Source organism: Plantibacter sp. PA-3-X8 (assembly GCF_003856975.1).
In the GTDB taxonomy this organism is placed as follows: domain Bacteria; phylum Actinomycetota; class Actinomycetes; order Actinomycetales; family Microbacteriaceae; genus Plantibacter; species Plantibacter auratus.
Map to the genome: position 1 here is coordinate 1,292,366 of NZ_CP033107.1, position 20,201 is coordinate 1,312,566.

General features: G+C 68.5%; 25 protein-coding genes. 17 read left to right on the forward strand and 8 right to left on the reverse strand.

The features are described from left to right. The first annotated feature begins 41 nt into the window (after window positions 1–41). From EAO79_RS06215 to EAO79_RS06225, 3 genes are all read left to right on the forward strand, one after another. Window positions 42–497, forward strand: coding sequence for an Lrp/AsnC family transcriptional regulator (locus tag EAO79_RS06215; RefSeq protein WP_085512140.1), 456 nt, complete (start codon window positions 42–44; stop codon window positions 495–497). Between the two features lie 69 nt (window positions 498–566). After that, complete coding sequence (locus EAO79_RS06220) at window positions 567–1,109, forward strand: GNAT family N-acetyltransferase (RefSeq protein WP_241161003.1); 543 nt, start codon at window positions 567–569, stop codon at window positions 1,107–1,109. A 75-nt stretch (window positions 1,110–1,184) separates the two neighbouring features. Continuing rightward, window positions 1,185–1,721 carry an MOSC domain-containing protein gene (locus EAO79_RS06225; RefSeq protein ID WP_124768394.1) on the forward strand — a complete coding sequence of 179 codons (537 nt, stop codon included), beginning with the start codon at window positions 1,185–1,187 and terminating at the stop codon, window positions 1,719–1,721. A gap of 45 nt (window positions 1,722–1,766) precedes the next feature. On the opposite strand, the gene EAO79_RS06230 is transcribed toward EAO79_RS06225, so the two are convergent. Then, a complete protein-coding gene (locus tag EAO79_RS06230; RefSeq protein ID WP_124768395.1) occupies window positions 1,767–2,186 on the reverse strand; it encodes an Lrp/AsnC family transcriptional regulator in 420 nt (139 codons plus the stop codon). Window positions 2,187–2,256: 70 nt separating this feature from the next. Between EAO79_RS06230 and EAO79_RS06235 the strand changes: the two genes are divergently transcribed. After that, entirely contained in the window at window positions 2,257–2,883 is a 627-nt protein-coding gene (locus tag EAO79_RS06235) for a LysE family transporter (protein WP_124768396.1), read from the forward strand. A gap of 35 nt (window positions 2,884–2,918) precedes the next feature. Here EAO79_RS06235 and EAO79_RS06240 read toward each other — a convergent pair whose 3' ends face one another. Both EAO79_RS06240 and EAO79_RS06245 read right to left on the reverse strand, forming a co-directional pair. Further along, window positions 2,919–3,437 carry a tetratricopeptide repeat protein gene (locus EAO79_RS06240; RefSeq protein WP_124768397.1) on the reverse strand — a complete coding sequence of 173 codons (519 nt, stop codon included), beginning with the start codon at window positions 3,435–3,437 and terminating at the stop codon, window positions 2,919–2,921. Window positions 3,438–3,513: 76 nt separating this feature from the next. After that, on the reverse strand, window positions 3,514–4,047 hold the full coding sequence (locus EAO79_RS06245; protein WP_124768398.1) for a GNAT family N-acetyltransferase: 534 nt from the start codon (window positions 4,045–4,047) through the stop codon (window positions 3,514–3,516). Window positions 4,048–4,182: 135 nt separating this feature from the next. Between EAO79_RS06245 and EAO79_RS06250 the strand changes: the two genes are divergently transcribed. Next, window positions 4,183–5,337: an epoxide hydrolase family protein gene (locus EAO79_RS06250; RefSeq protein ID WP_124768399.1), complete on the forward strand. Its 1,155-nt coding sequence runs from the start codon at window positions 4,183–4,185 to the stop codon at window positions 5,335–5,337. On the opposite strand, the gene EAO79_RS06255 is transcribed toward EAO79_RS06250, so the two are convergent. Further along, on the reverse strand, window positions 5,321–6,340 hold the full coding sequence (locus tag EAO79_RS06255; RefSeq protein WP_124768400.1) for a YafY family protein: 1,020 nt from the start codon (window positions 6,338–6,340) through the stop codon (window positions 5,321–5,323). The genes EAO79_RS06250 and EAO79_RS06255 overlap by 17 nt on opposite strands. Before the next feature lie 110 nt (window positions 6,341–6,450). Next, window positions 6,451–6,747, reverse strand: a complete 297-nt coding sequence (locus EAO79_RS06260) for a hypothetical protein (RefSeq protein ID WP_079704745.1) — start codon at window positions 6,745–6,747, stop codon at window positions 6,451–6,453. 100 nt (window positions 6,748–6,847) lie between these two features. On the opposite strand from EAO79_RS06260, the gene EAO79_RS06265 reads away from it, so the two are divergent. Then, the gene (locus EAO79_RS06265) at window positions 6,848–7,360 is read left to right on the forward strand and encodes a hypothetical protein (RefSeq protein ID WP_124768401.1); all 513 of its coding nucleotides are present in this window, start codon (window positions 6,848–6,850) and stop codon (window positions 7,358–7,360) included. Between the two features lie 34 nt (window positions 7,361–7,394). On the opposite strand, the gene EAO79_RS19540 is transcribed toward EAO79_RS06265, so the two are convergent. Beyond that, entirely contained in the window at window positions 7,395–8,189 is a 795-nt protein-coding gene (locus tag EAO79_RS19540) for a MarR family winged helix-turn-helix transcriptional regulator (protein ID WP_124768402.1), read from the reverse strand. On the opposite strand from EAO79_RS19540, the gene EAO79_RS06275 reads away from it, so the two are divergent. Together EAO79_RS06275 and EAO79_RS06280 are read left to right on the forward strand one after the other, a co-directional pair. Beyond that, complete coding sequence (locus EAO79_RS06275; RefSeq protein ID WP_079704748.1) at window positions 8,182–9,648, forward strand: sodium:alanine symporter family protein; 1,467 nt, start codon at window positions 8,182–8,184, stop codon at window positions 9,646–9,648. The two genes, EAO79_RS19540 and EAO79_RS06275, sit on opposite strands and share 8 nt — an antisense overlap. A gap of 495 nt (window positions 9,649–10,143) precedes the next feature. Continuing rightward, entirely contained in the window at window positions 10,144–11,136 is a 993-nt protein-coding gene (locus tag EAO79_RS06280) for an NADP-dependent oxidoreductase (protein WP_124768403.1), read from the forward strand. A 70-nt stretch (window positions 11,137–11,206) separates the two neighbouring features. Here EAO79_RS06280 and EAO79_RS06285 read toward each other — a convergent pair whose 3' ends face one another. Continuing rightward, window positions 11,207–11,920: an SDR family oxidoreductase gene (locus tag EAO79_RS06285; protein WP_124768404.1), complete on the reverse strand. Its 714-nt coding sequence runs from the start codon at window positions 11,918–11,920 to the stop codon at window positions 11,207–11,209. 131 nt (window positions 11,921–12,051) lie between these two features. Between EAO79_RS06285 and EAO79_RS06290 the strand changes: the two genes are divergently transcribed. From EAO79_RS06290 to EAO79_RS06320, 7 genes are all read left to right on the forward strand, one after another. Further along, window positions 12,052–12,693 (forward strand): TetR/AcrR family transcriptional regulator, encoded by a 642-nt coding sequence (locus EAO79_RS06290; protein ID WP_124768405.1) that lies wholly within the window; start codon window positions 12,052–12,054, stop codon window positions 12,691–12,693. Between the two features lie 69 nt (window positions 12,694–12,762). Further along, window positions 12,763–13,974, forward strand: a complete 1,212-nt coding sequence (locus tag EAO79_RS06295; RefSeq protein WP_124768406.1) for an inorganic phosphate transporter — start codon at window positions 12,763–12,765, stop codon at window positions 13,972–13,974. 11 nt (window positions 13,975–13,985) lie between these two features. After that, entirely contained in the window at window positions 13,986–14,294 is a 309-nt protein-coding gene (locus EAO79_RS06300; RefSeq protein ID WP_086472872.1) for a hypothetical protein, read from the forward strand. A 2-nt stretch (window positions 14,295–14,296) separates the two neighbouring features. Continuing rightward, window positions 14,297–14,998, forward strand: coding sequence for a DUF3349 domain-containing protein (locus EAO79_RS06305; protein WP_241161004.1), 702 nt, complete (start codon window positions 14,297–14,299; stop codon window positions 14,996–14,998). Between the two features lie 81 nt (window positions 14,999–15,079). Then, window positions 15,080–15,946 (forward strand): hypothetical protein, encoded by an 867-nt coding sequence (locus EAO79_RS06310; RefSeq protein ID WP_124768407.1) that lies wholly within the window; start codon window positions 15,080–15,082, stop codon window positions 15,944–15,946. Window positions 15,947–16,078: 132 nt separating this feature from the next. After that, window positions 16,079–17,548 carry an MFS transporter gene (locus EAO79_RS06315; RefSeq protein WP_124768408.1) on the forward strand — a complete coding sequence of 490 codons (1,470 nt, stop codon included), beginning with the start codon at window positions 16,079–16,081 and terminating at the stop codon, window positions 17,546–17,548. After that, window positions 17,541–18,545: an alpha/beta hydrolase gene (locus EAO79_RS06320; protein ID WP_124768409.1), complete on the forward strand. Its 1,005-nt coding sequence runs from the start codon at window positions 17,541–17,543 to the stop codon at window positions 18,543–18,545. The genes EAO79_RS06315 and EAO79_RS06320 overlap by 8 nt, the downstream gene beginning before the upstream one ends. Here the strand turns inward: EAO79_RS06320 and EAO79_RS06325 are convergent. Beyond that, entirely contained in the window at window positions 18,540–19,361 is an 822-nt protein-coding gene (locus EAO79_RS06325; protein WP_124768410.1) for a TSUP family transporter, read from the reverse strand. The two genes, EAO79_RS06320 and EAO79_RS06325, sit on opposite strands and share 6 nt — an antisense overlap. A gap of 107 nt (window positions 19,362–19,468) precedes the next feature. Here EAO79_RS06325 and EAO79_RS06330 point away from each other — a divergent pair, with 107 nt between their 5' ends. Together EAO79_RS06330 and EAO79_RS19390 are read left to right on the forward strand one after the other, a co-directional pair. Further along, window positions 19,469–19,750, forward strand: coding sequence for a helix-turn-helix transcriptional regulator (locus tag EAO79_RS06330; RefSeq protein WP_079704757.1), 282 nt, complete (start codon window positions 19,469–19,471; stop codon window positions 19,748–19,750). 112 nt (window positions 19,751–19,862) lie between these two features. Beyond that, on the forward strand, window positions 19,863–20,159 hold the full coding sequence (locus EAO79_RS19390; RefSeq protein ID WP_124768411.1) for a hypothetical protein: 297 nt from the start codon (window positions 19,863–19,865) through the stop codon (window positions 20,157–20,159). The last annotated feature ends 42 nt before the right edge of the window (window positions 20,160–20,201 follow it).

The following is a 20,201-nucleotide window of genomic DNA, read 5'->3' on the forward strand; positions in this document are numbered from 1 at the left end:
GTCAGCAGCTGGAGCGTCATCATCCGTTGTTTACTAAGCAGATGACGGACGACGCTTCGCTTTCCTTCGATCGAACGGACCAGACGATCCTCGACGTGCTCCAGGTCGACGGGCGAACCACGATGACCGACCTCGCCCGGCTCGTGCATCTGTCCCAGCCGGCGGTGTCGGCGCGGGTCCGCAAGTTGGAGCTCGCCGGGTACATCACCGGCTACGGAGCTCGGGTGTCTCCGCAGAAGCTCGGGCTCACGACACACGCCGTCGTCCGACTCCGGACGACCCACGCGCAGATCCAGGCGTCGCTGGCCCAGTTCGACGAGCTGCCGGAGATTCACCGGATCTACCGCGTCACCGGCGAGGACTGCTTCGTCCTCGACGTGCACGCCCCCTCGCCGGAACGCCTCGAGCAGATCATCGACGCGATCGGCCGGTTCGGTCCCGTCAGCACGGCCCTGGTGCTGCGCGAGTACCCGGCCCACCCCATCGCCAGCCGCTGAGTCCCAGTCAGCGACACCCACGTCGCATCGGGGTGGGCGAGTGGGCCCGGCGAGCACTACCGTTGACGCGTGTTCACCGTGACCAACCTCGCCGACGGCATCGACCTGCGACCCCTGGAACTCGGTGATTCGAGCGAACTCGTCGCTGCGTACGTGCGCAATCGAGCCCACCTCGCGCCGTGGGAGCCCGCTCGATCCGACGAGTTCTTCACCGAGGCCGCGCAGGCGGCCGACCTGCGCAGCAAGGTCGCGGCCACCGCGGCCGGAAGCGCCTACTCGCTCGGTCTGTTCGACGGCACGACCATCGTGGGGCGGTTCAACCTGTCCGGCATCGTCCGGGGTCCGTTCCAGAACGCCGGGTTGGGCTACTGGGTGGACGCGCAGTACGCGGGGAGGGGTCTCGCGACGGCCGCCGTGCAGGCGATCGTCCGGGTGGCGCGCGACGACCTCGGCCTGCACCGCGTCGAGGCCAGCACCCTGCTCCACAACCACGGTTCGCAGCGGGTGCTGCACAAGGCCGGTTTCGAGCACATCGGCATGGCGCCGTCCTACCTGCGGATCGCCGGCACCTGGCAGGACCACAACCTCTACCAGGTGATCCTGCACCGCTGAGTGTGCCAGCTCGCGCGCCGGGACATGAGTATCGGGGACTTCCGTCGGTCCTGTTCCCCCAGGCAGACTGGGGTGATGACAAACGCCCGTGTCGTCTCGGTCAGCAGCGACGATGAGCACCGTTTCTCCAAGCCGCGACGGGACGCGATCACGCTCGTCGCCGGGCTGGGCGTCGAGGGGGACGCGCATTTCGGTGCGACGGTGCAGCATCGATCCCGGGTGAGACGAGACCCATCGCAGCCCAACCTCCGGCAGGTCCACCTCATCCACCGGGAGCTCTTCGCGGAGGTGGATGCCGACCTCACCCCGGGTGAGCTGGGCGAGAACATCACCACCGAGGGGCTGGACCTCCTCGACCTCCCCGCGGGTGCCGTGCTCCGACTCGGGACGGACGCCGTCGTCGAGGTGACGGGCCTGCGGAACCCGTGTGTCCAGATCGACCGCCACGAACCAGGCCTGCTCAAGCAGGTCGTCGGTACGGACGCCGATGGCCGCACCGTCCGCAAGACAGGAGTCATGGGTGTCGTGCTCGTCGGTGGCGTCGTGCAGCCCGGTGACCCGATCACCGTGGAACTGCCGGACGGAGCCCGCGAACCGCTTGCGCCGGTCTAGAGACAGGCCGCGGTAGCGCGATGCGACGGCGCGCGTGGTTCCCGCCTACCGGAGCGCCAGCCGCGTCTGCGTATGGGTCGCGCCTCCATCGTTCTTCATGCTGCGGAGAAGGCGGTCGAGGGCAGCGGTGCCCGCGACGCGGATGTGGACGAGGTAGTCGTAGGCGCCGGTGACGTGCACCGCGTCTCTGATGTCGGGGATCCGTCGGGTCCACTCCAAGAACTCCTCCGACTTGCGCGCGGGGTCGAGTCGGACGTCGATGAACGCCTCCAGGCCGTCCTCGGCGACCGGGGCATCGGAGCCGAGGATCGCGCGGTACCCGGTGATGACGCCGCTGTGCTCCAGACGACGCACACGGGCCGCCGTCGCATTCGTGCTCAAACCGATCTGACGGCCGAGCTCACTGAACGATGTCCTCGCGTTCAGCTGCAGTACGCCGATGATTGCACTGTCGAGATCGTCCATGCGACACAGTATGCCGTCTCACTGCCAGAACACACTGTGGTGACCGGTGCGCTGCACCAGAGTCGTCGGCATGGATGTCCCCCTCGCTCTCTTCGCCGGTTCCGTCGCCGGCCTCGCTCTGGCCGCGCCGCTCGGGGCGATCGGGATCCTGCTCCTCCATGAGGGCATCACGCGCGGGCTGCACCGTGGGCTGCCTGCCGCCGCCGCTGTGGCGACAGTGGACGTGTCGTACTGCGCGGCCGCCGTCGCTGCCGGTGCGCTCGCCGGTCCCATCGTGAGCGGATGGTCTCCCTGGCCGCAGCTCCTCGGTGGTGTCGCCGTCATCGCGCTCGGAGCGCACGGTCTCCTGCAGGGCCTCCGTGCGAAGCCGTCAGCCGGGGAACGGCCCGCTGAGCGCTCGGGCACCTCACATCAGCGCTACCTGCTCTTCCTCGGTCTGACGGCGATCAACCCGGCCACCCTCGTGTACTTCGCGGCGATCCTGACCGGCCTGGCCGAGTTCACGGAATCAGGGTCGACGGTGGTCGCCTTCATCGTGGGTGTCGGGCTCGCATCCTTCGGCTGGCAGGCGCTGCTGGTCGCGCTCGGAGCCGGACTCCGGCGTAGGACGGGCGCGTCCTTTCGGAGGTGGACGGCCGTCGTCGGCAACGGCTTGATCGTCGCATTCGGTGTCGCCCTCATCGTCCAGGCGCTGTGACGACGTGAGGCCGATGGCCTGCGGCGTCGGCGCCGTCAGTCCTCCGTCGTGGACCGGGGCTCCTCCAGTGACCGGAGGTACTCGGCGTTGCCTCGCAGGGCCGGCTTGTAACGCGTGAGCTCAGCCGCGTCGACGTGCTCGGCCAGGAGTTCGAGGAGGCTCGACAGCGCGGCGTTCGACCGCCCGGAGGCGTGGAGGGTGAGGGCTTCGAATGCTCCGAGCGCGACTGACTCCGGGAACTCGGCACGCGCCCGTGCGAAGACCTCCAGCGACTCATCGATCCGGTCGAGGTTGCGGAGGGTGCTTCCGTACTGCAGGTAGCAACGGCGACGGATGTCTCCCGCCAGGCCGCTCTCCATGGCCCGCTCGTAGAGGTCGAGTGCTCTCGCCTCCTCGCCCGCGGTGTCGTAGGCGCCACCGAGCTCGTAGAGGACTCTCGGGTGGTGAGGGTGCTCGTCGTAAATGGGCAGCAGCGCTTCGATGGTCGGACCCATGTCAGCCCGGTCTCGAGCCGCGAAGATGCTGTCGAGCTGTGCGTCGAGCGTGTGCGTCATGGTCGATTCTCCGGGAGCGATCGGGCTGGATTCGGTGGAGACAGGCTATCGGGCGTGCCGAGCTGGACCCTCGGCTTCAGGAGCGCTCGTCGTGAGACGGCGATTCCCAACGGACCTCGCCGTCCTCGATGCTCGATGTCGGGCGTAGGCCCTGGCGGTACGCCACCCGCTGAGATGCCGTGTGCTCCGGATGGATGTGCGCGGTGAGCCGGGTGACCCCTCGAGCGTGCAGCCAACCGATCAGGGCGGCCGTCGCTTCGGAGGCGAAGCCTTTGCGTTGGTGGGCTGGATCGACGACCCACGCGATCTCGGCCAGCGTGTCCTGGGCCTGGGCCTGGGACGTCACGGTGGCCTGGACGAACCCGACGAGCGCGCCGGTGTCGTGCCGCCGCGCGATCCAGTTGAACCAGGCTTGCGAGCCGTCGGCCGGCCCGCGGATCTGGGCGGCATATCGAGTGGAGAGTGCGTCGAGCGTCGGCGGCTCTCCGCCGGTGAACGTGTACAGGGAGGGGTCGGAGAGGACGTCGACCATCGGCCGGGCATGGTCGAGCGACAACGGCTCCAGCGCGAGGCGCTCGGACACCAGCGGTTCGATCACAGGCCATGGCATGAATCGAGCATCGCACCCATCGCTGTCTGTCGCTCCGCGCATCTCAGCGGAGGACAGGTCGTGTCCTCGTTCGTTCCTATCGTCGCTGCTGTGACGTGGCTCGCTCGAGCCCGCACACGATGGAGGGAACCTGTGATGCACGCCGATATTCAGCCGTTTCGAATCGACATCCCCGCGAGTGCGGTGGACGAGCTCAGCCGCCGGCTCAGAGAGACACGTTTCCCGCCGGCCCTGCCGCGCGACGATTGGGCGACGGGAGTCCCGGTCGGCTACCTCCGCAGACTGCTCGCGTACTGGGCTGAGACCTTCGACTGGATGGCGCAGCAGGCGGCGTTGAACGAGTTCCCGCAGTTCACGACGGTGATCGATGGGCAGACCATCCACTTCCTCCACATCCGGTCGATGGTCGACGGGGCGTTGCCGCTGGTGCTCACGCACGGCTGGCCGGGCTCGTTCGTCGAGTTCCTGGACCTCGTCGGCCCGCTCACCGACCCGGAAGCGCACGGACGGGACGCGGCGGACGCCTTCGATGTGGTCATCCCCTCCCTGCCTGGATTCGGATTCTCGAGCCCGGTCGCCGAGGGTGGTTGGGATGCGGCCCGTATCGGACGGACGTGGGCGACGCTCATGGAACGGCTCGGCTACGAGCGGTACGGCGTGCAGGGCGGGGACATCGGGGCTGCCGTGTCGCCCGAGGTCGCGAGAGCGGCACCGACGCGCGTTGTCGGTGTGCACGTCAACGGATCGATGGGTATGCCGCTGGGCGCTCCGAGCGAGGCGGACCTCGCCGCCTTCACCCCGTTGGAGCTCGACCGTCTCGCCCGGGTCCAGGCCTTCATGCAGGACGAGTTCGGCTACATCGCGATCCAGTCCACCCGACCCCAGACGATCGCGGCCGGGCTCGTCGACTCCCCGGCCGGCCAGCTGGCATGGATCATCGACAAGTTCCAGGCGTGGACGATGCCGCACGAGGCGCTCCCGGAGACGATCATCGACCTCGATCGCATCCTCACCAACGTGTCGCTCTACTGGTTCACCGGGACGGCCGGCACCGCCGCGTACGTCGGGTACGCGCAGCATTCGGCGTGGGGAGCGGTCAGCGAACCGTCCGGCGTTCCGACGGGCGCCATCATGTTCGCGCACGACGTCGGGATCCGCCGCTACGCCGAGCGCGAGAACACCATCACGCGGTGGACCGACGTCACCGACCGCGGTGGCCACTTCGCCGCCCTCGAAGAGCCGGCGCTCCTCATGGACGATCTGTCCGAGTTCTTCAGGCCGCTCCGGTAGCACTGGGCGGGTCGGCCTGCTGGTTCGGCCCGCCCGAGCCGGGCCGGCTGGCTCGGTGCGCTTGATCGGCCACCCGGCCGAACGCATTGCGCAGCTCGTCGGGTTCGACGACTTCGACGTCGGCCTGCATCAGCAGGAGCCATCTGGCGATCGCGTCGTAGCTGTCTGCTCCCGCGCGCACCACCGTGACCTCGGGAGACTCGGCTTCGACGGATCCCCAGGCCGGAGCGACCCACCGCCGCACCGCTTCGCTCGGGGCGTGCACGCGGACGGTGGCGCTGACCTGTTGCCATCCGAGCTGGAGCCGTCGCGTGACCCAGCCCTCGAGGTCCGCATCGGGGAGGACGCGCGTCCTGGCCGGCAGCTCGGAGACCACGAGGTCGGAGATCCGGTCGACGCGGAACGAGCGCCAGTCTTCGGCGTCGATGTCGAAGGCCATGACGTACCAGTGCCGCACGGTGTTGACCAGGGCGTGCGGCTCGACCTGGCGCGGTCTCGAGTCGCCGTCTCGCCCGGTGTACTGGAACTCCACTCGGCGTCGAAGCAGACACGACCTCGCCAACTCGCCGAGGAGACCGATGTCGACCGCCGGGTGCTCGATCGGATCCAGACCGTCCACCGGGGCATCGACGGTGACCTCCGCCACCGCGTCGAGCACCCAGCGCACCCGGGGTGGCAGGGACGCCGCGACCTTCTCGAGCGAGCTGATGGCGAGGGTCTGGTCGGCGTCCTCCTTCCACCGCCGAAGGGCCAGCGCGCACGCGAGTGCCTCCTCGGTCGACAGGAAGATCGGTGGGAGTACCGCCCCAGCCTCGATCGAGTACCCGCCGTCGACACCTAGCCGAGTGTCGATCGGGTAGCCGAGATCGCGGAGCCGGGCCACGTCTCGACGCACGGTCCTCGTGGTCACCCCGAGGTCGCGCGCGAGGCGCTCGCTGGCCACGAAGCCGTTGCGCTGGAGCATCCCCAGCAGCTCGAACGTTCGCGACGTCGTATCCCACATGGACCCATCATCCTGCGGAGGGAGGACACACGCTGTCCGCTGGTGAACCTGTGGGCGTCCAGCTTCCGCTCGCGCCCGCTCGACAGTGGATGGCGTCTCCGGCTGCGGGTCTACAACAGCGCGGGCCGCTCCTGGTCGCGAACCTCGAACCGCACGCTGCCACCGTCGATCAGGGCGTCGAGTTCCTTCTTCTCCATGCGAGGGCAGGCGACAGGGTCGAGGAAGACTCTGGCGCCGCGGTCTTCGACGACCTCGTCGCCGATCTCGGGCTCGGTGGCGAGATCGACCGCGAAGTGCGACGCACGCTCCGCTTCGGATCGGATGCGAAGACCGCCGGTGCGTGGGTCGTCGGTTCGGGTTGCGAGCGTCCGGATGACCGTGACGGCGTTCTGGGTCAACGTGAGCATGGTGTTCCTTCCGGTGATGAGTCTGCTTTCCCTTTCAGCTTGAGGTGATGTGTGCATGAGTGCAACAGTTGCCGTGTACCGATACTGAATGGAGATGTCCGTGGACGACCTGAATCTGCTGGAGGCCGCCCAGCGACCGCTCCAGAACGAGCTACTCCAGACCGCTCGACGATTGCTCGACGCTCGGACGTCCGATGATGATCGTGCGGCCGCGATCAGTCACCTTCGCGACGAGTCCGAGGACGCCTGGGAGCGATGCAACGCGTTCTTGCTGGCGTACGCGGTCAGTCGATGCTGCGAGCCTGCCGAAGCCGCCGATGACCGGGCCGTCCGATCTGGCCTGCATGACCGGTTCGCAGACGAGTTCATCGATGCGGTCGCCTCGGGACTGCCGGCGCTCGCCCTCGAGTGCTGGACCCATCCGCCGATGCTGATACCGCCGTTGCCGCCGATGGCGAAGCAGACCGCGATGCTCGTGGCGGTGCTGGATGAGGCGATTCGGCGCCAGGTCGGCCAGGCGGGTCCGCAGCCCCTCGTCGATGCGTTCCCCGACGGGGTCTGGATCGAACTCTCCGACGATCCCGCGCACATCGGCGCCAACACGGAGCCGTAGCGGGCAGGAAGCGCCCTCGCGGCATCCCGATCGGTCAGAGGCCGAGGTCGAGCAGTTCCGTCGCGGCGGGTTCGCCGGCGGCGAGCGAGAAACGGTTGAGCGCGTCCACGAGTGCGTGCTGGTCGGACACCGGCATCCGCTCGAGGATCCGTCCGATCTCCTGTCGTCGGCGTTCCGTCACCTCCGACACGATCGCCGCCCCGGAGTCCGTGATCTCCACGAGGACCTCCCGCCGGCTGTCGGAGCTCGGGACGCGACGAACCCAGTCCTTCGAGGTCATCCGGTCGATCACCCGGGAGAAGGTGGAGCGATTCATGTGCAGCTGCGCGGCGAGCCGCCCGATGCGCAGTCGTTCCTGCGTCGAGAGGATCACGAGCACGCGGAACTGCGGCAGGCTGATCTCCTGCAGGACCCCGGTCAGGGAGCGGGCCACCACGCCGAGGAGCGCCCGCGAGGCGATGAGTGTCGCTTCCACCGCGGCCGTGTCCTCGACCTCTGCCACCTGACCGACCTCCATCCGCGTCCGATACGCGACGTCCTCGTTCGTCATCGTACAAGTCGTCCACGCCCGGCGGGCGGCGAGCATGAGCGCGGCGAGGACGTACTTGCCGAACGGCTCCAGTTCTCCGCTGAGCCCGACGGACAGGCCGCCCGTCGCGAAGGCGGAGACGGCCTCCAACAGGACGCGGTCGAGTGGGGCGTCGCTGACGCTCATGAGCAGGGCTGTAGCCGCGAGGACGAATGTCGCACCGAGGACCGTGACGCTGATGGCGACATGGAGGATCGTGCGCGCCAGGCGTCGCCTGCGCCATACTCTCGGGATGGACATCCTGAACGAAGTGATCCTGGCCGGTGGCGATCTGTTGTGGACCTGGGCGGTGCTGCCCGTCCTCGGGCTCCTCGGTCTGTACTTCACCGTTCGCTCGGGCGTCGTGCAGTTCCGGCTCATCCCCGAGATGTTCCGCACCCTCACGAACAAGACGCCGCTCGGTGACGACGGCAAACCGCAGTCGGTCTCGGCCTTCCAAGCGTTCACGATCTCGGCCGCGTCGCGGGTCGGCGTCGGCAACATCGCGGGTGTCGGGACGGCGATCGCGATCGGCGGCCCCGGAGCGGTGTTCTGGATGTGGACGATGGCGTTCATCGGAGGCGCGTCGAGCTTCGTCGAGTCCACCCTCGGCCAGCTGTTCAAGGTGCGGGACAAGGACGGCTTCCGCGGCGGTCCTGCCTACTACATGCAGCACGGCCTGAAGGCGCGTTGGATGGGGATCATCTTCGCCGTCATCCTCATCGTCTGCTTCCCCTTCGCGTTCAGCTCGCTGCAGGCCAACACGATCAGCGCGACCGTGTCGTCGAGCTTCGGCGGCGAGATCGGCTGGATCCCCTGGGTGATCGGGATCCTGCTCGCTGCCCTCACCGCGCTCGTGGTGTTCGGTGGTATCCGCCGCATCGCGAGCGTGACCCAGGCGGTGGTGCCCGCCATGGCACTCGGCTACCTGCTGCTCGGCCTCGTCATCGTCGGGATGAACATCGACCAGCTGCCGGTCGTGTTCGCGTCCATCTACACGCAGGCGTTCGGGTTCAACGAAGTGGTCGGCGCAGCGCTGGGCACCATCATCATGACGGGCGTGAAGCGGGGCATGTTCTCGAACGAGGCCGGTCTCGGTTCAGCGCCCAACGCTGGTGCGAGCGCAGCCGTGACGCACCCGGTGAAGCAGGGCCTCGTCCAGACCCTAGGCGTCTACTTCGACACCTTCCTCGTATGTTCGATCACGGCGTTCATCATCCTCGTGTCCTCACCGGACCTCGCCGGGGCGACCCGCGGCATCGGACTCACCCAGAACGCCATCGTCGGCAACCTCGGCGAGTGGTCGAACGTCCTGCTGAGCATCATCATCTTCCTCCTGGCGTTCAGCTCCATCCTCGGGAACTACTACTACGGCGAGTCGAACATCGAGTTCATCTCGTCGAGCCGTCGTGTGCTCACCGGGTACCGGGTGCTCGTCGTCGCCGTGATCTTCCTCGGTTCGATCGCTTCGGCCGACGTCATCTGGAACACCGCCGACGGCATCATGGGACTCATGGCTCTCGTGAACCTCGTCGCCATCGGACTGCTGTCGGGCATCGTGTTCAAGCTGTTGAAGGACTACTCCGCGCAGCGGCGCGCCGGCCTGGATCCGGTCTTCACCCGTGACCGGTTGCCCGAAGTCAGCGGGATCGAATGCTGGCAGGACGCGCTCAGCGTGACCGGCCCCCTTCCCGTGCAGGAGGCCCGCACCGTTCGCTGACGCGGACATCCCGGTCACCCACGCCATCGCTGACGGTACGCGGCACGTGGTGATCGTCGAAGTCCCGCCGGGAGCGCGGCGTCACGGTGCCGAGCGGTGCTCCGAACCGGCGGGCTTCCTGCGGGAATTCGTCGCTGTGCAGACGGGCGCGGTCGAGGTCGTGGTGCCGGCGGATGCCGGTGAGCATGCCGACGACCACCGGTTGGCCGGGAAGTTCCAGACGATGCTGACCAGGATGACCGCGGAGGCGCAGATCCTCTTCGGGGTCGCGAGTCGCCAGGCCCGTTTCGGCGCGCCGAGGGTTCGTCGACCGGGCCGGCGTCGCGGAACGTGCCGCGCCCGTCGAACTCGGTGATGCCGTGCTCCTGCATCAGGAAGTGGGCGAGGTCGGGCGCCGGGATGTCTGCGAGCGCGCCTTGACAAAATAACTGAGTGGGCTCATGATTGAGTTTACTCGGGCTAAGCCGGGAAAACGACCCGGAAGGAGCCCCACCCATGAGAGCGTTCACCATCTCGAGCTACGCGTCCCCACTGCACGAGACCGAGGTGCCCGAGCCCGTCGTCGGTGCCGGCGACGTCCTCGTGCAGGTGCAGGCCGCCGGCCTCAATCAACTCGACGAGAAGATCCGTCTCGGCGAGTTCAAGCAGATCCTGCCGTACCGGTTGCCGATCATCCTCGGCCATGACGTCGCCGGCACCGTCATCCGCGTCGGTGCGCAGGTCCGCGGCTTCAAGCCCGGCGACGAGGTCTACGCGCGTCCTCGTGATCACCAGATCGGCGCCTTCGCCGAGCGCATCGCCGTCGCAGAGGCGGATGTCGCTCTCAAGCCGGCGTCGATCAGCATGGTGGAGGCGGGATCCCTACCGCTCGTCGCGCTGACCGCCTGGCAGGCCCTCGTCGAGCTCGGCGACGTGCAGCCCGGTCAGCGGGTCCTCATTCACGCCGGTGCGGGCGGGGTCGGGTCGATCGCAATCCAACTCGCCAAGCAGCTCGGTGCGGAGGTCGCGACGACGGCCAGTGCCGCCAACGCGGACTTCGTTCGCGAACTCGGCGCGGACACCGTGATCGACTACCGCACCGAGGATTTCGAAGCGCTGCTCCAGGGGTATGACTTCGTGCTCGACAGCCTCGGCGGCGAGAACCTCGAGAAGTCCCTGCGCATCCTCAAGCGCGGCGGAACGGCCGTCGGCATCGCCGGACCGCCCACCCCGGACTTCGCCCGCTCCGCCGGCCTCAACGCGGTGCTCCGGCTCGCGATCTCAGCACTCAGTGGCAAGATCCGCAGGCAGGCCAAGCGGCTCGGGGTGAGCTACCGGTTCCTCCTCATGCGGGCGAGTGGTGACCAGCTGCGCGAGATCGCCGCCCTCATCGACAGCGGGGCGATCCGTCCCGTCGTCGGACGGGTGTTCCCCTTCGACGACACGGTGGAGGCCCTCGGCTCGCTCGCTGGCGGTGGCATCCGCGGCAAAGCCGTCATCGTGGCGTAGCCCGCGGACGAAAGCGCGCAAAACGCTCCCGAACGCGAGGTTCGGGAGCGTTTCGAGCGCTTTCGGAGCGTCAGCTACGCACTGCGGCGAGCTGCGGGTAGACCGCCTCGAGCGGGGCGCTGAGCCCGGCTTTGAGCTGCACCGAGGTGTCGTCAGCGAGGACTTCGTACTCGCCGGCCTCCGTCGCGTCGAGTACCTTCGTCACGAGGACGGCGGGGTCGAGCTTCGGGTCGGTCGCACCGGCGGCCATCGCCGTGTCCACGTAGCCGACATGCACGCCGACGACGTGCACGCCCGCCGGGGCGAGCTCGAGGCGCAGCGAGTTGGTCGCCGACCAGAGCGCGGCCTTCGTGGCGCTGTAGATGCCCGCGACCGCGTACCAGCTGAGGGCGGAGTGGATGTCGATGATCGCGGATCCAGTGTTGGCGGCGAGGATCGGTGCGAACGCGCGAGCGAGGAAGAGCGGGCCGAGGAAGTTGGTCTCCACGTTGGTGCGGATCTCCTCGTCGGTGTGCGACAGGATGCCGGGCGTCGACGCGTTCGTGCCGGCGTTGTTGATGAGGATCGTGACGTCGGGGGCCGCGGCGACGACGGCGGCGATCGAAGCGGGGTCGGTGACGTCGAGTGGGAGCGGGACGACACGCTCGTCGTCCCAGGTGCGCGGGTTCCGAGCCGTGGCGTAGACCTTGCTGGCGCCGCGTTCGAGGGCGTCGCGGACGAAGTTCGTCCCGATGCCGCCGTTCGCGCCGGTGACGAGGACGACTGCTCCGTTGAGTGAGGGCATGTGGCTGACCGTTCTGTTCGAGTAAGTGGTTCCGAAGTGGTCGTGGAACAATGAGCGACATCCAGCGATGCCGCGATCCAGTGACTATGCTCACAACTGAGCGCAATCATCTTCTATTCCCGAAGGACACCATGACCGTCGAATCCCGACCGCTCGGTCGTCGCGAGCGCAACAAGCTCGACAAGCTCGAACGCATCACCGCCGCCGCCGGCGAGCTGTTCGCCGAGCACGGGGTCGACGACGTGACGACGCAGCAGATCGCCGACCGGGCCGACATCGGCACCGGCACGCTCTTCCTCTACGCGAAGACGAAGGGTGAGCTCCTGCTGCTCGTGCAGAACTCCACCTATGCGGATGCACTCGTCCGCGGGGTGGCCGACGCCCAAACCGCAGCCGACCCGCTCGATGCGGTCATGGCGATCATCCGTCCGGTCGTGGAGTGCAACCGGAAGCAGGTCGACAACGGCCGCACCTATCTGCGGGAGATCGTCTTCGGCGATCCCGAGGAGCCGTATCACCGCGCCGCACTCGCTCTCACCATGCAGACCGAGGAAGCGATCGCCACGGTGTTGCGACGAGACGACCTCATGACCGCCGAGCGTGCCGCGACGACGGCGCACATCGTGTCCGCGATCATGTTCGTCAGCATGGCGGCGACGATCAACGCCGGGAACACCATCGACGCGATCGTCGCCGAGATCGAAGCGCAGGTGCGGGTGATCCTGCCAGGCTGGCGATCGACCGTCACGCAGCTCGGTCTCCGGTCACCCTGACGTGAACAACGGGTGAATCCGCCCGCTCACCCGTTGTCGATCCAGCGATCGAGGAGCAAGCTCGTCGCCGTGGACCCCATCATCCTGCTCTCGCTCGTCGTGATCACGGCACTCGCCTTCGACTTCACCAACGGCTTCCACGACACCGCGAACGCGATGGCGACCTCCATCGCCACCGGTGCGCTGTCGCCGAAGGTCGCGGTCACCCTCTCGGCGGTGCTGAACCTCGTGGGCGCGTTCCTCAGCATCGAAGTCGCGCTCACCGTCACGAACGCGGTCGTGAAGATCCAGGACTCGTCGGGAGCTCCCGATCCGGCGCTCCTCGAGGGAGGGGGCTCGGCGCTCCTGCTGATCGTGCTCGCCGGACTCATCGGTGGCATCATCTGGAACCTGCTCACCTGGCTGCTCGGTCTTCCGTCGAGCTCGTCGCACGCGCTGTTCGGCGGTCTCATCGGCTCGACGCTCGCGGGCCTCGGCCTGAACGGCGTGAACTGGGCCGGTGACGGCTCGAAGCTCGACGGCGTCGTCGGCAAGGTCATCCTCCCGGCGCTCATGTCGCCGGTGCTCGCCGGCGCGGTGGCGGCGATCGGCACCTGGCTCGTCTTCCGCGTCATCGGCAACCTCGCCCAGGGGCGTCTCCATCGCGGCTTCCGGATCGGGCAGATCGGCAGTGCGTCCCTCGTCTCGCTCGCCCACGGCACGAACGACGCGCAGAAGACGATGGGCGTCATCACCCTCGCGCTCATCGCGGCCGGCGGCTGGGACGACACCGAGTCGGTCCCACTCTGGGTGAAGCTCGCCTGTGCCCTCGCGATCTCGCTCGGCACGTACATCGGCGGGTGGCGGATCATCCGCACCGTCGGCAAGGGCATCGTGGAGTTGAACACACCGCAGGGCATGGCCGCCGAGAGTTCCTCCGCCGCCGTCATCCTCGCCTCGAGCCACCTCGGCTTCGCCCTCAGCACCACGCACGTCGCGACCGGATCGATCCTCGGCTCCGGGGTCGGACGACCGGGCGCGCAGGTGCGCTGGCGGGTGGCCCTGCGGATGGTCGTCGCCTGGATCATCACCCTCCCGGCTGCCGCGCTCATGGGCGCGGTGATGTGGTGGGTCGGTCACCTCGTGGGCGGAGCGATCGGCGGAATCCTCATGGTCGCGATCCTCGTCGGTGTCGCGCTCGCCATCTACCTCCGGTCGCGCCGCGACAGCATCGGATCCCACAACGTGAACGACGACTGGCAGGACGCCCCCGCCCGCTCGTCGCAGAAGACCACAGCGTAAGGACGTCGGACATGTTCATGCTCTTCCTCGAAGCCGCCGCCCAGGTGGCTGTCATCGCGCTCGTGCTCGGCGCCGGGCTTCCCGCGCTCTTCGCGCTGGGTGTCCGCTCGTTCGCGGTCGCCGGAGGCGCCGGGTCCGACGACCGGAGCGGGTCGGCCGCGCCGACGATCCCGTCGGGGCTCCTCCGCGCCATCGGCGTGCTGTGCTTCGCCGTCGTCGTCGCCGCCGTGTTGGTCGGACTCACGATCATCGTGGCGACCGGTCTGGGGCAGGAGGTCAGCTTCGACCACGTCTTCCCGACCTTCACCCCGAAGGACTGAGCGTGTCGCACGAGAACGGGACGGACCTCACCGGCCACGGGTCCGGCGTGGTGGCGCGCGTTGTCGGCTGGCTCCGCGCCGGATACCCGACGGGCGTGCCCGAGCACGACTACGTGCCGCTGCTCGGCATCCTCCGACGGAGCCTCACCCCCGAGGAGTTGGACCAGGTCGTCGAGGGACTGCTCGTCGAGGCGGTGAACGCCGATGCGAGCGGTGAGCCGGTCGGCCACGATCGTCTGCGGGCGCGTGTCGAACAGCTCCTCCTCGGTCCGGCGCTCCCGGAGGACCTCGTCCGCGTCTCCGCCCGGCTCGCGAGCGCGGGCTGGCCGCTCGGCAGCCCGGACGACGTCCGCGCGGTGGCGACTGACCAGGACGACGCCGGTCGGGATGCGCGCGCGACCCTCCTCGAGGAACGCGGAGGGCTGGTCGCCCGCATCGTGCGCTGGCTCCGAGCCGGGTATCCCGCAGGATTCCCCGACCAGGACTTCGTCCCGCTCGTGGCGCTCCTCCGTCGGCGGCTGAGCGACGCCGAGGTGGCCGAGGTGGGTGCGCGCCTCGCGGCCGAGGGCGACACGTCGCTCAGTCGGGTCGACGTCGCCACCGCGATCGCGCGGGTCACCGCGGAGCTGCCGAGTGACGAGGACGTGGAGCGTGTCCGCCGGTCGCTCACCGACCACGGGTGGCCGAGCGACTTCGCGGTCTGACGGTCGAGCGGTGGTGCTGACGTGACGACCACTGCATCCTCGCTCGTGGCCGGTGTCGGGGGCCCGTCGTAGGTTGGGCTCGTGCCGGAACGTGTCGAAGCGTGGTGGGCCCGCCGTCAGTGGTCGAAGGGCCTCGAGACGCCGTACCCGGTGGGCGCCTACCGGCAGGCCTGGGCGTCGTTCCCAGCGCTGTGGCGTCAGTACCACGCGGATCTCAACGCCGGTGTCGTCCTCAGTCAGGTGCCGCCGGCCGCCGATGTCCTGCTGCAGTGGCAGTGTGACCGGGGACACCGGTTCGTCGCGACGCCGGCTGAGCAGCGCTCGCGGCCCGGACGCGAGCGCCGCCGCAGTGCGTGGTGCCCGGAATGCTCCGACGAGGCGGATCCGTCGAGGATCGTCGCACTGCCGATGCGGGAGTCGGTGACCGATCCGGTGCCCGCGGCCGCGGGGCTCATCCGGGAGCGTCGTGCGCGCCCGAAGCCGTCGCTGTGCGAGAAGACCCCTGACCTGCCGGTGGGGGAGGCCTTCACGTCCGAGTGCGCGCCGAAACCGGCGTCCGCTGTCGAGGCTCAGCTGCGCGCGGATCTCCACGGGCGACTCACGCTGACCGAAGGACTGAACGCCGTGCGGGTGCAGCGTCCGTTCTTCCAGCACCTGGAGGTGTGGCCCGACCTGGTCTACCCGGAACTGCGCATCGCCATCGAGTACGACAGCATCGGCCGGCACGGACTCGAGCATGTCGGTCGCCGCGAGGAAGCGGACCGACGGAAGGACCGCGCGCTGCGGTCGGCTGGCTGGGAGGTAGTCCGCCTCCGCACCGGGAAGCTCGAACCCCTTGGCCCCCACGATCTCCAGCTCTCGTCGTGGAACCGACGCGCGCTCGACCGGTTGGTCGATACGCTCAGGGCCATCCGGGGTCCGTTCATGGTCGACGCGTATCTGCGCTGATCCGCGAGCGCCACGAGAGGGCGATGATGCGTTACCCTCGTCGCAGAGGGAAAAATCCCGTCGTGCTCCGGCCGACGGAAACGCGCACGCGGCTCATGGGAGCCGTCACTTCTTCATCGAAGGAGTGCGCCCATGTCCGAACCCTCAACCTCCGCGGTCGTCGCAGCCTCGCCGCCACGTCTCCGCGACGCCTGGGTTGCGCTGGCCGGTCTCTCGGCCGTGTTCCTGTTCGAGATGCTCGACAACTCCGTCCTGAACGTCGCGCTCCCGACCATCGGTCGTGACCTCACCGCTTCAACCGCGTCACTGCAGTGGGTGTCGGGCGCGTACTCGGTCACGTTCGGTGGTCTGATGCTGCTGTTCGGCGCGGTCGCCGACCGGTTCGGCCGGCGTCGGGTCATGCTGATCGGCCTGACGCTGCTCGCCGTCGTCAGCGTGCTGACCGTGTTCGTCGCCTCGGTGGAGCAGTTGATCGCCGTGCGCGCCCTGATGGGTGTCGCCGCGGCGATGACGACTCCGGGATCGATGGCGTTGGCGTTCCGTCTGTTCGATCGGGACGACCTGCGCGTTCGCGCGCTGACGGTCATCTCGACCGCCGGGCTGGTCGGCCTCGCCGCCGGGCCGACGATCGGTGGCTTCGTGCTCGCCGTGGCGCCGTGGCAGGTGCTCATCGTCGCCAACGCCCCGATCGCGGTGATCGCCTGGATCGGGATCCGCGCCGGGATCGTTACCGACGAGCGGTCGCACCTGCACCGGGACCGGATCGACGTGCTCGGCGCTGTGCTCGGGACCGCGACCGTCGTCGGCGTCCTCCTCACCCCGACCCTGTTCGTCGGTGGCACCGACGTCGCTGCGGCCTGGGGTGCGGCGGCGGCAACGGTGACCGCCGCGATCGGCTTCGTGGTCAGGGAGCGCACCGCCCGCCACCCGTTGCTGGATCTCCGTCTCGTGGCTCAGCCGCTCGTGGCCTCCGGCTTGGCGTACAAGGCCGCCGCCGGGCTGGCGATGGCCGGGCTGTCGTACCTGGCGACCCTGCAACTGCAGTTCGCCTGGGGGTGGCCACCGGCCCTGGCCGCTGTCGCGATGCTCCCGCAGGTCGTGGTGCTCTTGGCGAGCGGTCGCTTCGTCGGCCCGTTCGTGCACCGCGTGGGACTCGATCGTGCGGCATGGATGAGCGCCGCCGCGGTCGTCTCGGGGCTCGCCGTGTTCGCGCTGCTGAGCCGGTTCGGCTACCCGTGGGTGCTCGTCGCACTCATCCTCGTCGCCGCCGGGATGCGGGTGGTCGGAGCCGTCGCCGGCAACAACGTCCTTCGCGGGCTTCCCGCGGACCGCACGTCCATCGGTGCGGCCCTGGTCGACACCGCGAGCGAGATCGCCACCGCTGTCGGGATCGCCGCGACCGGGACGATCCTCGCTGCGGTCGTCGGCGGCGGCATCACGACCGAGTACTTCACCCCGGCCCTCGTCGCGTCGTTCCAGCAAGCGATCCTCATTGCGGGATCGACCATCGCCGTCCTCGCTGCAGCCCTCGTGGCTGTCGGTGTCCTCCGTTCACATCACGTCCCATCTCAGCCCGCAACCCAGGAGCCATCCCATGTCTGACCTCATGCCCCGTCCCCCGTTCGATCCCGAACTCACCCCCTTCCTCGCCGCGCTCGAGGCGCGCGGGCCGTTCAGGCTGACGACCGAGATGCTGCCGCGGATGCGCGGCCTCGACACGACCGAGGAGGCCCTCGACGAACGGCTGCGCTCGCGCGGGTTCGAGCGGCGCTCCCTCACGGTGCCCGGCCATCTCGGGGATCCGATCACGCTCGCTGTCGTCCAGCGGATCGGGCGCTCCGGCGCGACGACGGCGGTCTATACGATCCATGGCGGAGGGATGATGTTCGGTCATCACCTCGGCAACCTCGAGTCCTACGACGACTGGCTCCTGAACGACCACGACGTCGTGCTCATCAGCGTCGACTACCGCCTCCCCCCCGAGTACCCCGACCCGTACCCGGTCGAGGACTGCTACGCCGGACTCGTCTGGGTCGCGGAGCACGCGGATGAACTCGGTATCGACCCGGACCGCATCGTGATCGCCGGGCAGAGCGCTGGCGGCGGGCTCGCGGCCGGCACCGCCCTGCTCGCCCGGGACCGCCGTGGGCCGGCCCTCTTCGGGCAGATCCTCGTCTCGCCGATGCTCGACGATCGGGATGCCACCGTGTCGACGATGCAGATCGACGGGGTCGGGGTCGCAGATCGGCAGATGACCCGGTTCGGCTGGGAGGCCTATCTCGGACACCGTCGCGCCGGTGAGGACGTTTCCATCTCCGCCGCGCCGGCGCGGGCGACCGATCTCACCGGGCTTCCGCGCACCTACCTCGACTGTGGCAGCGCCGAGGTGTTCCGTGACGAGACGGTCGCCTTTGCCAGCGCGATGTGGGCTGCGGGTGGCGACGCGGAACTGCACGTCTGGCCGGGGGCGTTCCACGGCTTCACGAGCATGGTGCCGAGAGCCGCCATCTCGCGGGCCGCCATCGCGGCCCTGGCCGACTGGACGAGGCGACTGCTCGGAACACCCGCCGGCGAGGTCGCTCTGCCGGGTGCATCATGAACCGGTGAACTGCACCACGGTGTCCCAGGCCAGCTTCACGATGAGGATGGACAGGGTCACCAGGAACACGATGCGCACGAAGCCGCTTCCGCGTTTCGTCGCCATACGGGCGCCGATGAACCCTCCGGTGATGTTCATGACGGCCATGGCGAGACCGAGCGCGAGCAGGACCTCGCCATGCACCCCGTACACGACGAGGGCGGCGAGGTTCGTGGTGAGGTTGGCGATCTTCGCGTTGACGCTGGCTTGCAGGAAGCCGTACCCGAGCACGCCGACGATGAGGATGACGAAGAACGAACCCGTTCCCGGTCCGAGGATGCCGTCGTAGAAGCCCACCAGCAGCCCGATCAACGCCGCCCGCCAGGCGACGGCGGTGGCGCGGTCATGGCGGGGTTCGTGGTGCAGGCCCATGGTCGGCTTGAAGAGGGTGTACAGCGCCACAGCGATCACGGCCACGAGCACGATGGGCGTCAACACGTCGCGAGGGACGTACCGCGACAAGGCTGCACCGACGGTCGACCCGGCGTATGCACCGGCGACGAGGGGCACCAGGAGCACGAACTGCACCCTGATCTTGCGCAGGTACACCCAGCTCGCCGACAGGGTGCCGAAAAACGACGACAGCTTGTTCGTACCCAGGATGAAGGGGGTCGCGACGTCGCTCGGTACGGCGATGACGAGCGCGGGCAACTGGATGAGTCCGCCGCCGCCGACGACCGCGTCGACCCAGCCGGCCACTCCCGCCGCGACGAGGAGGAGGACGAGCGCGGCCACCGAGACGGGGAGCCATTCGGCGATCAGCGGTCCATCGAGCACAGTCGCCCAGCCTAATCGTCAGAGTGATGATCCATCGGGCGGACGTCGAACGGGGTCTTCGAGGATTCAGGCGATCCTGATGCATTCACATCTGCTTATATGTATAGATGAACGAGGATCTCGAACCCGCTGCCGAGTTGTTCAAGGCCCTGTCCTCCTCCTCGCGGTTGCGGTTGCTGCGCATCCTGGCCGCCGGCACGTCCACGGTCGGTCAGCTCGCCGAGCAGAGTCAGTTGTCGCAGCCGTTGGTCTCGCAGCACCTGCGGACGCTGCGATCAGCCGGCCTCGTCTCCGTGCAACGGATCGGTCGAGAGGCGCACTACGACGTTGCCGACGTGCACGTCTCGCACATCGTCGACGATGCCGTGCAGCACGCGCTCGAGGGATAGCGAGAACCACTATCGATTAGCTGCATGTATTGCAATTCGCTTATGAATAAGATGTACTGATGACGCGTCGCCGCCCGTCGCGACACCCGATCTCTTCCTTCGAAAGGCAATCATGAGCACGACTGACATCCACGCCGAGCACTCCGTCACCGAGCACGAGCACGGTGCCGAATGCGGCCACGAGGCCGTGCAGCACGACGATCACACCGACTACGTGCACGGCACGCACCACCACGCTCTGCACGACGGTCACTACGACGAGCACGAGAGCGTCGCCGAGCACACCGTCGCCGACCACGAGCACGGTGCGGCGTGCGGTCACGACGCCGTCGACCACGACGGTCACGTCGACTACGTTCACGACGGCCACCAGCACGCGGCGCACGGCGAGCACTACGACGAGCACTGATCACACGTCGTCGTACGACGCACGAGGGGGCCGGCTTTCGAG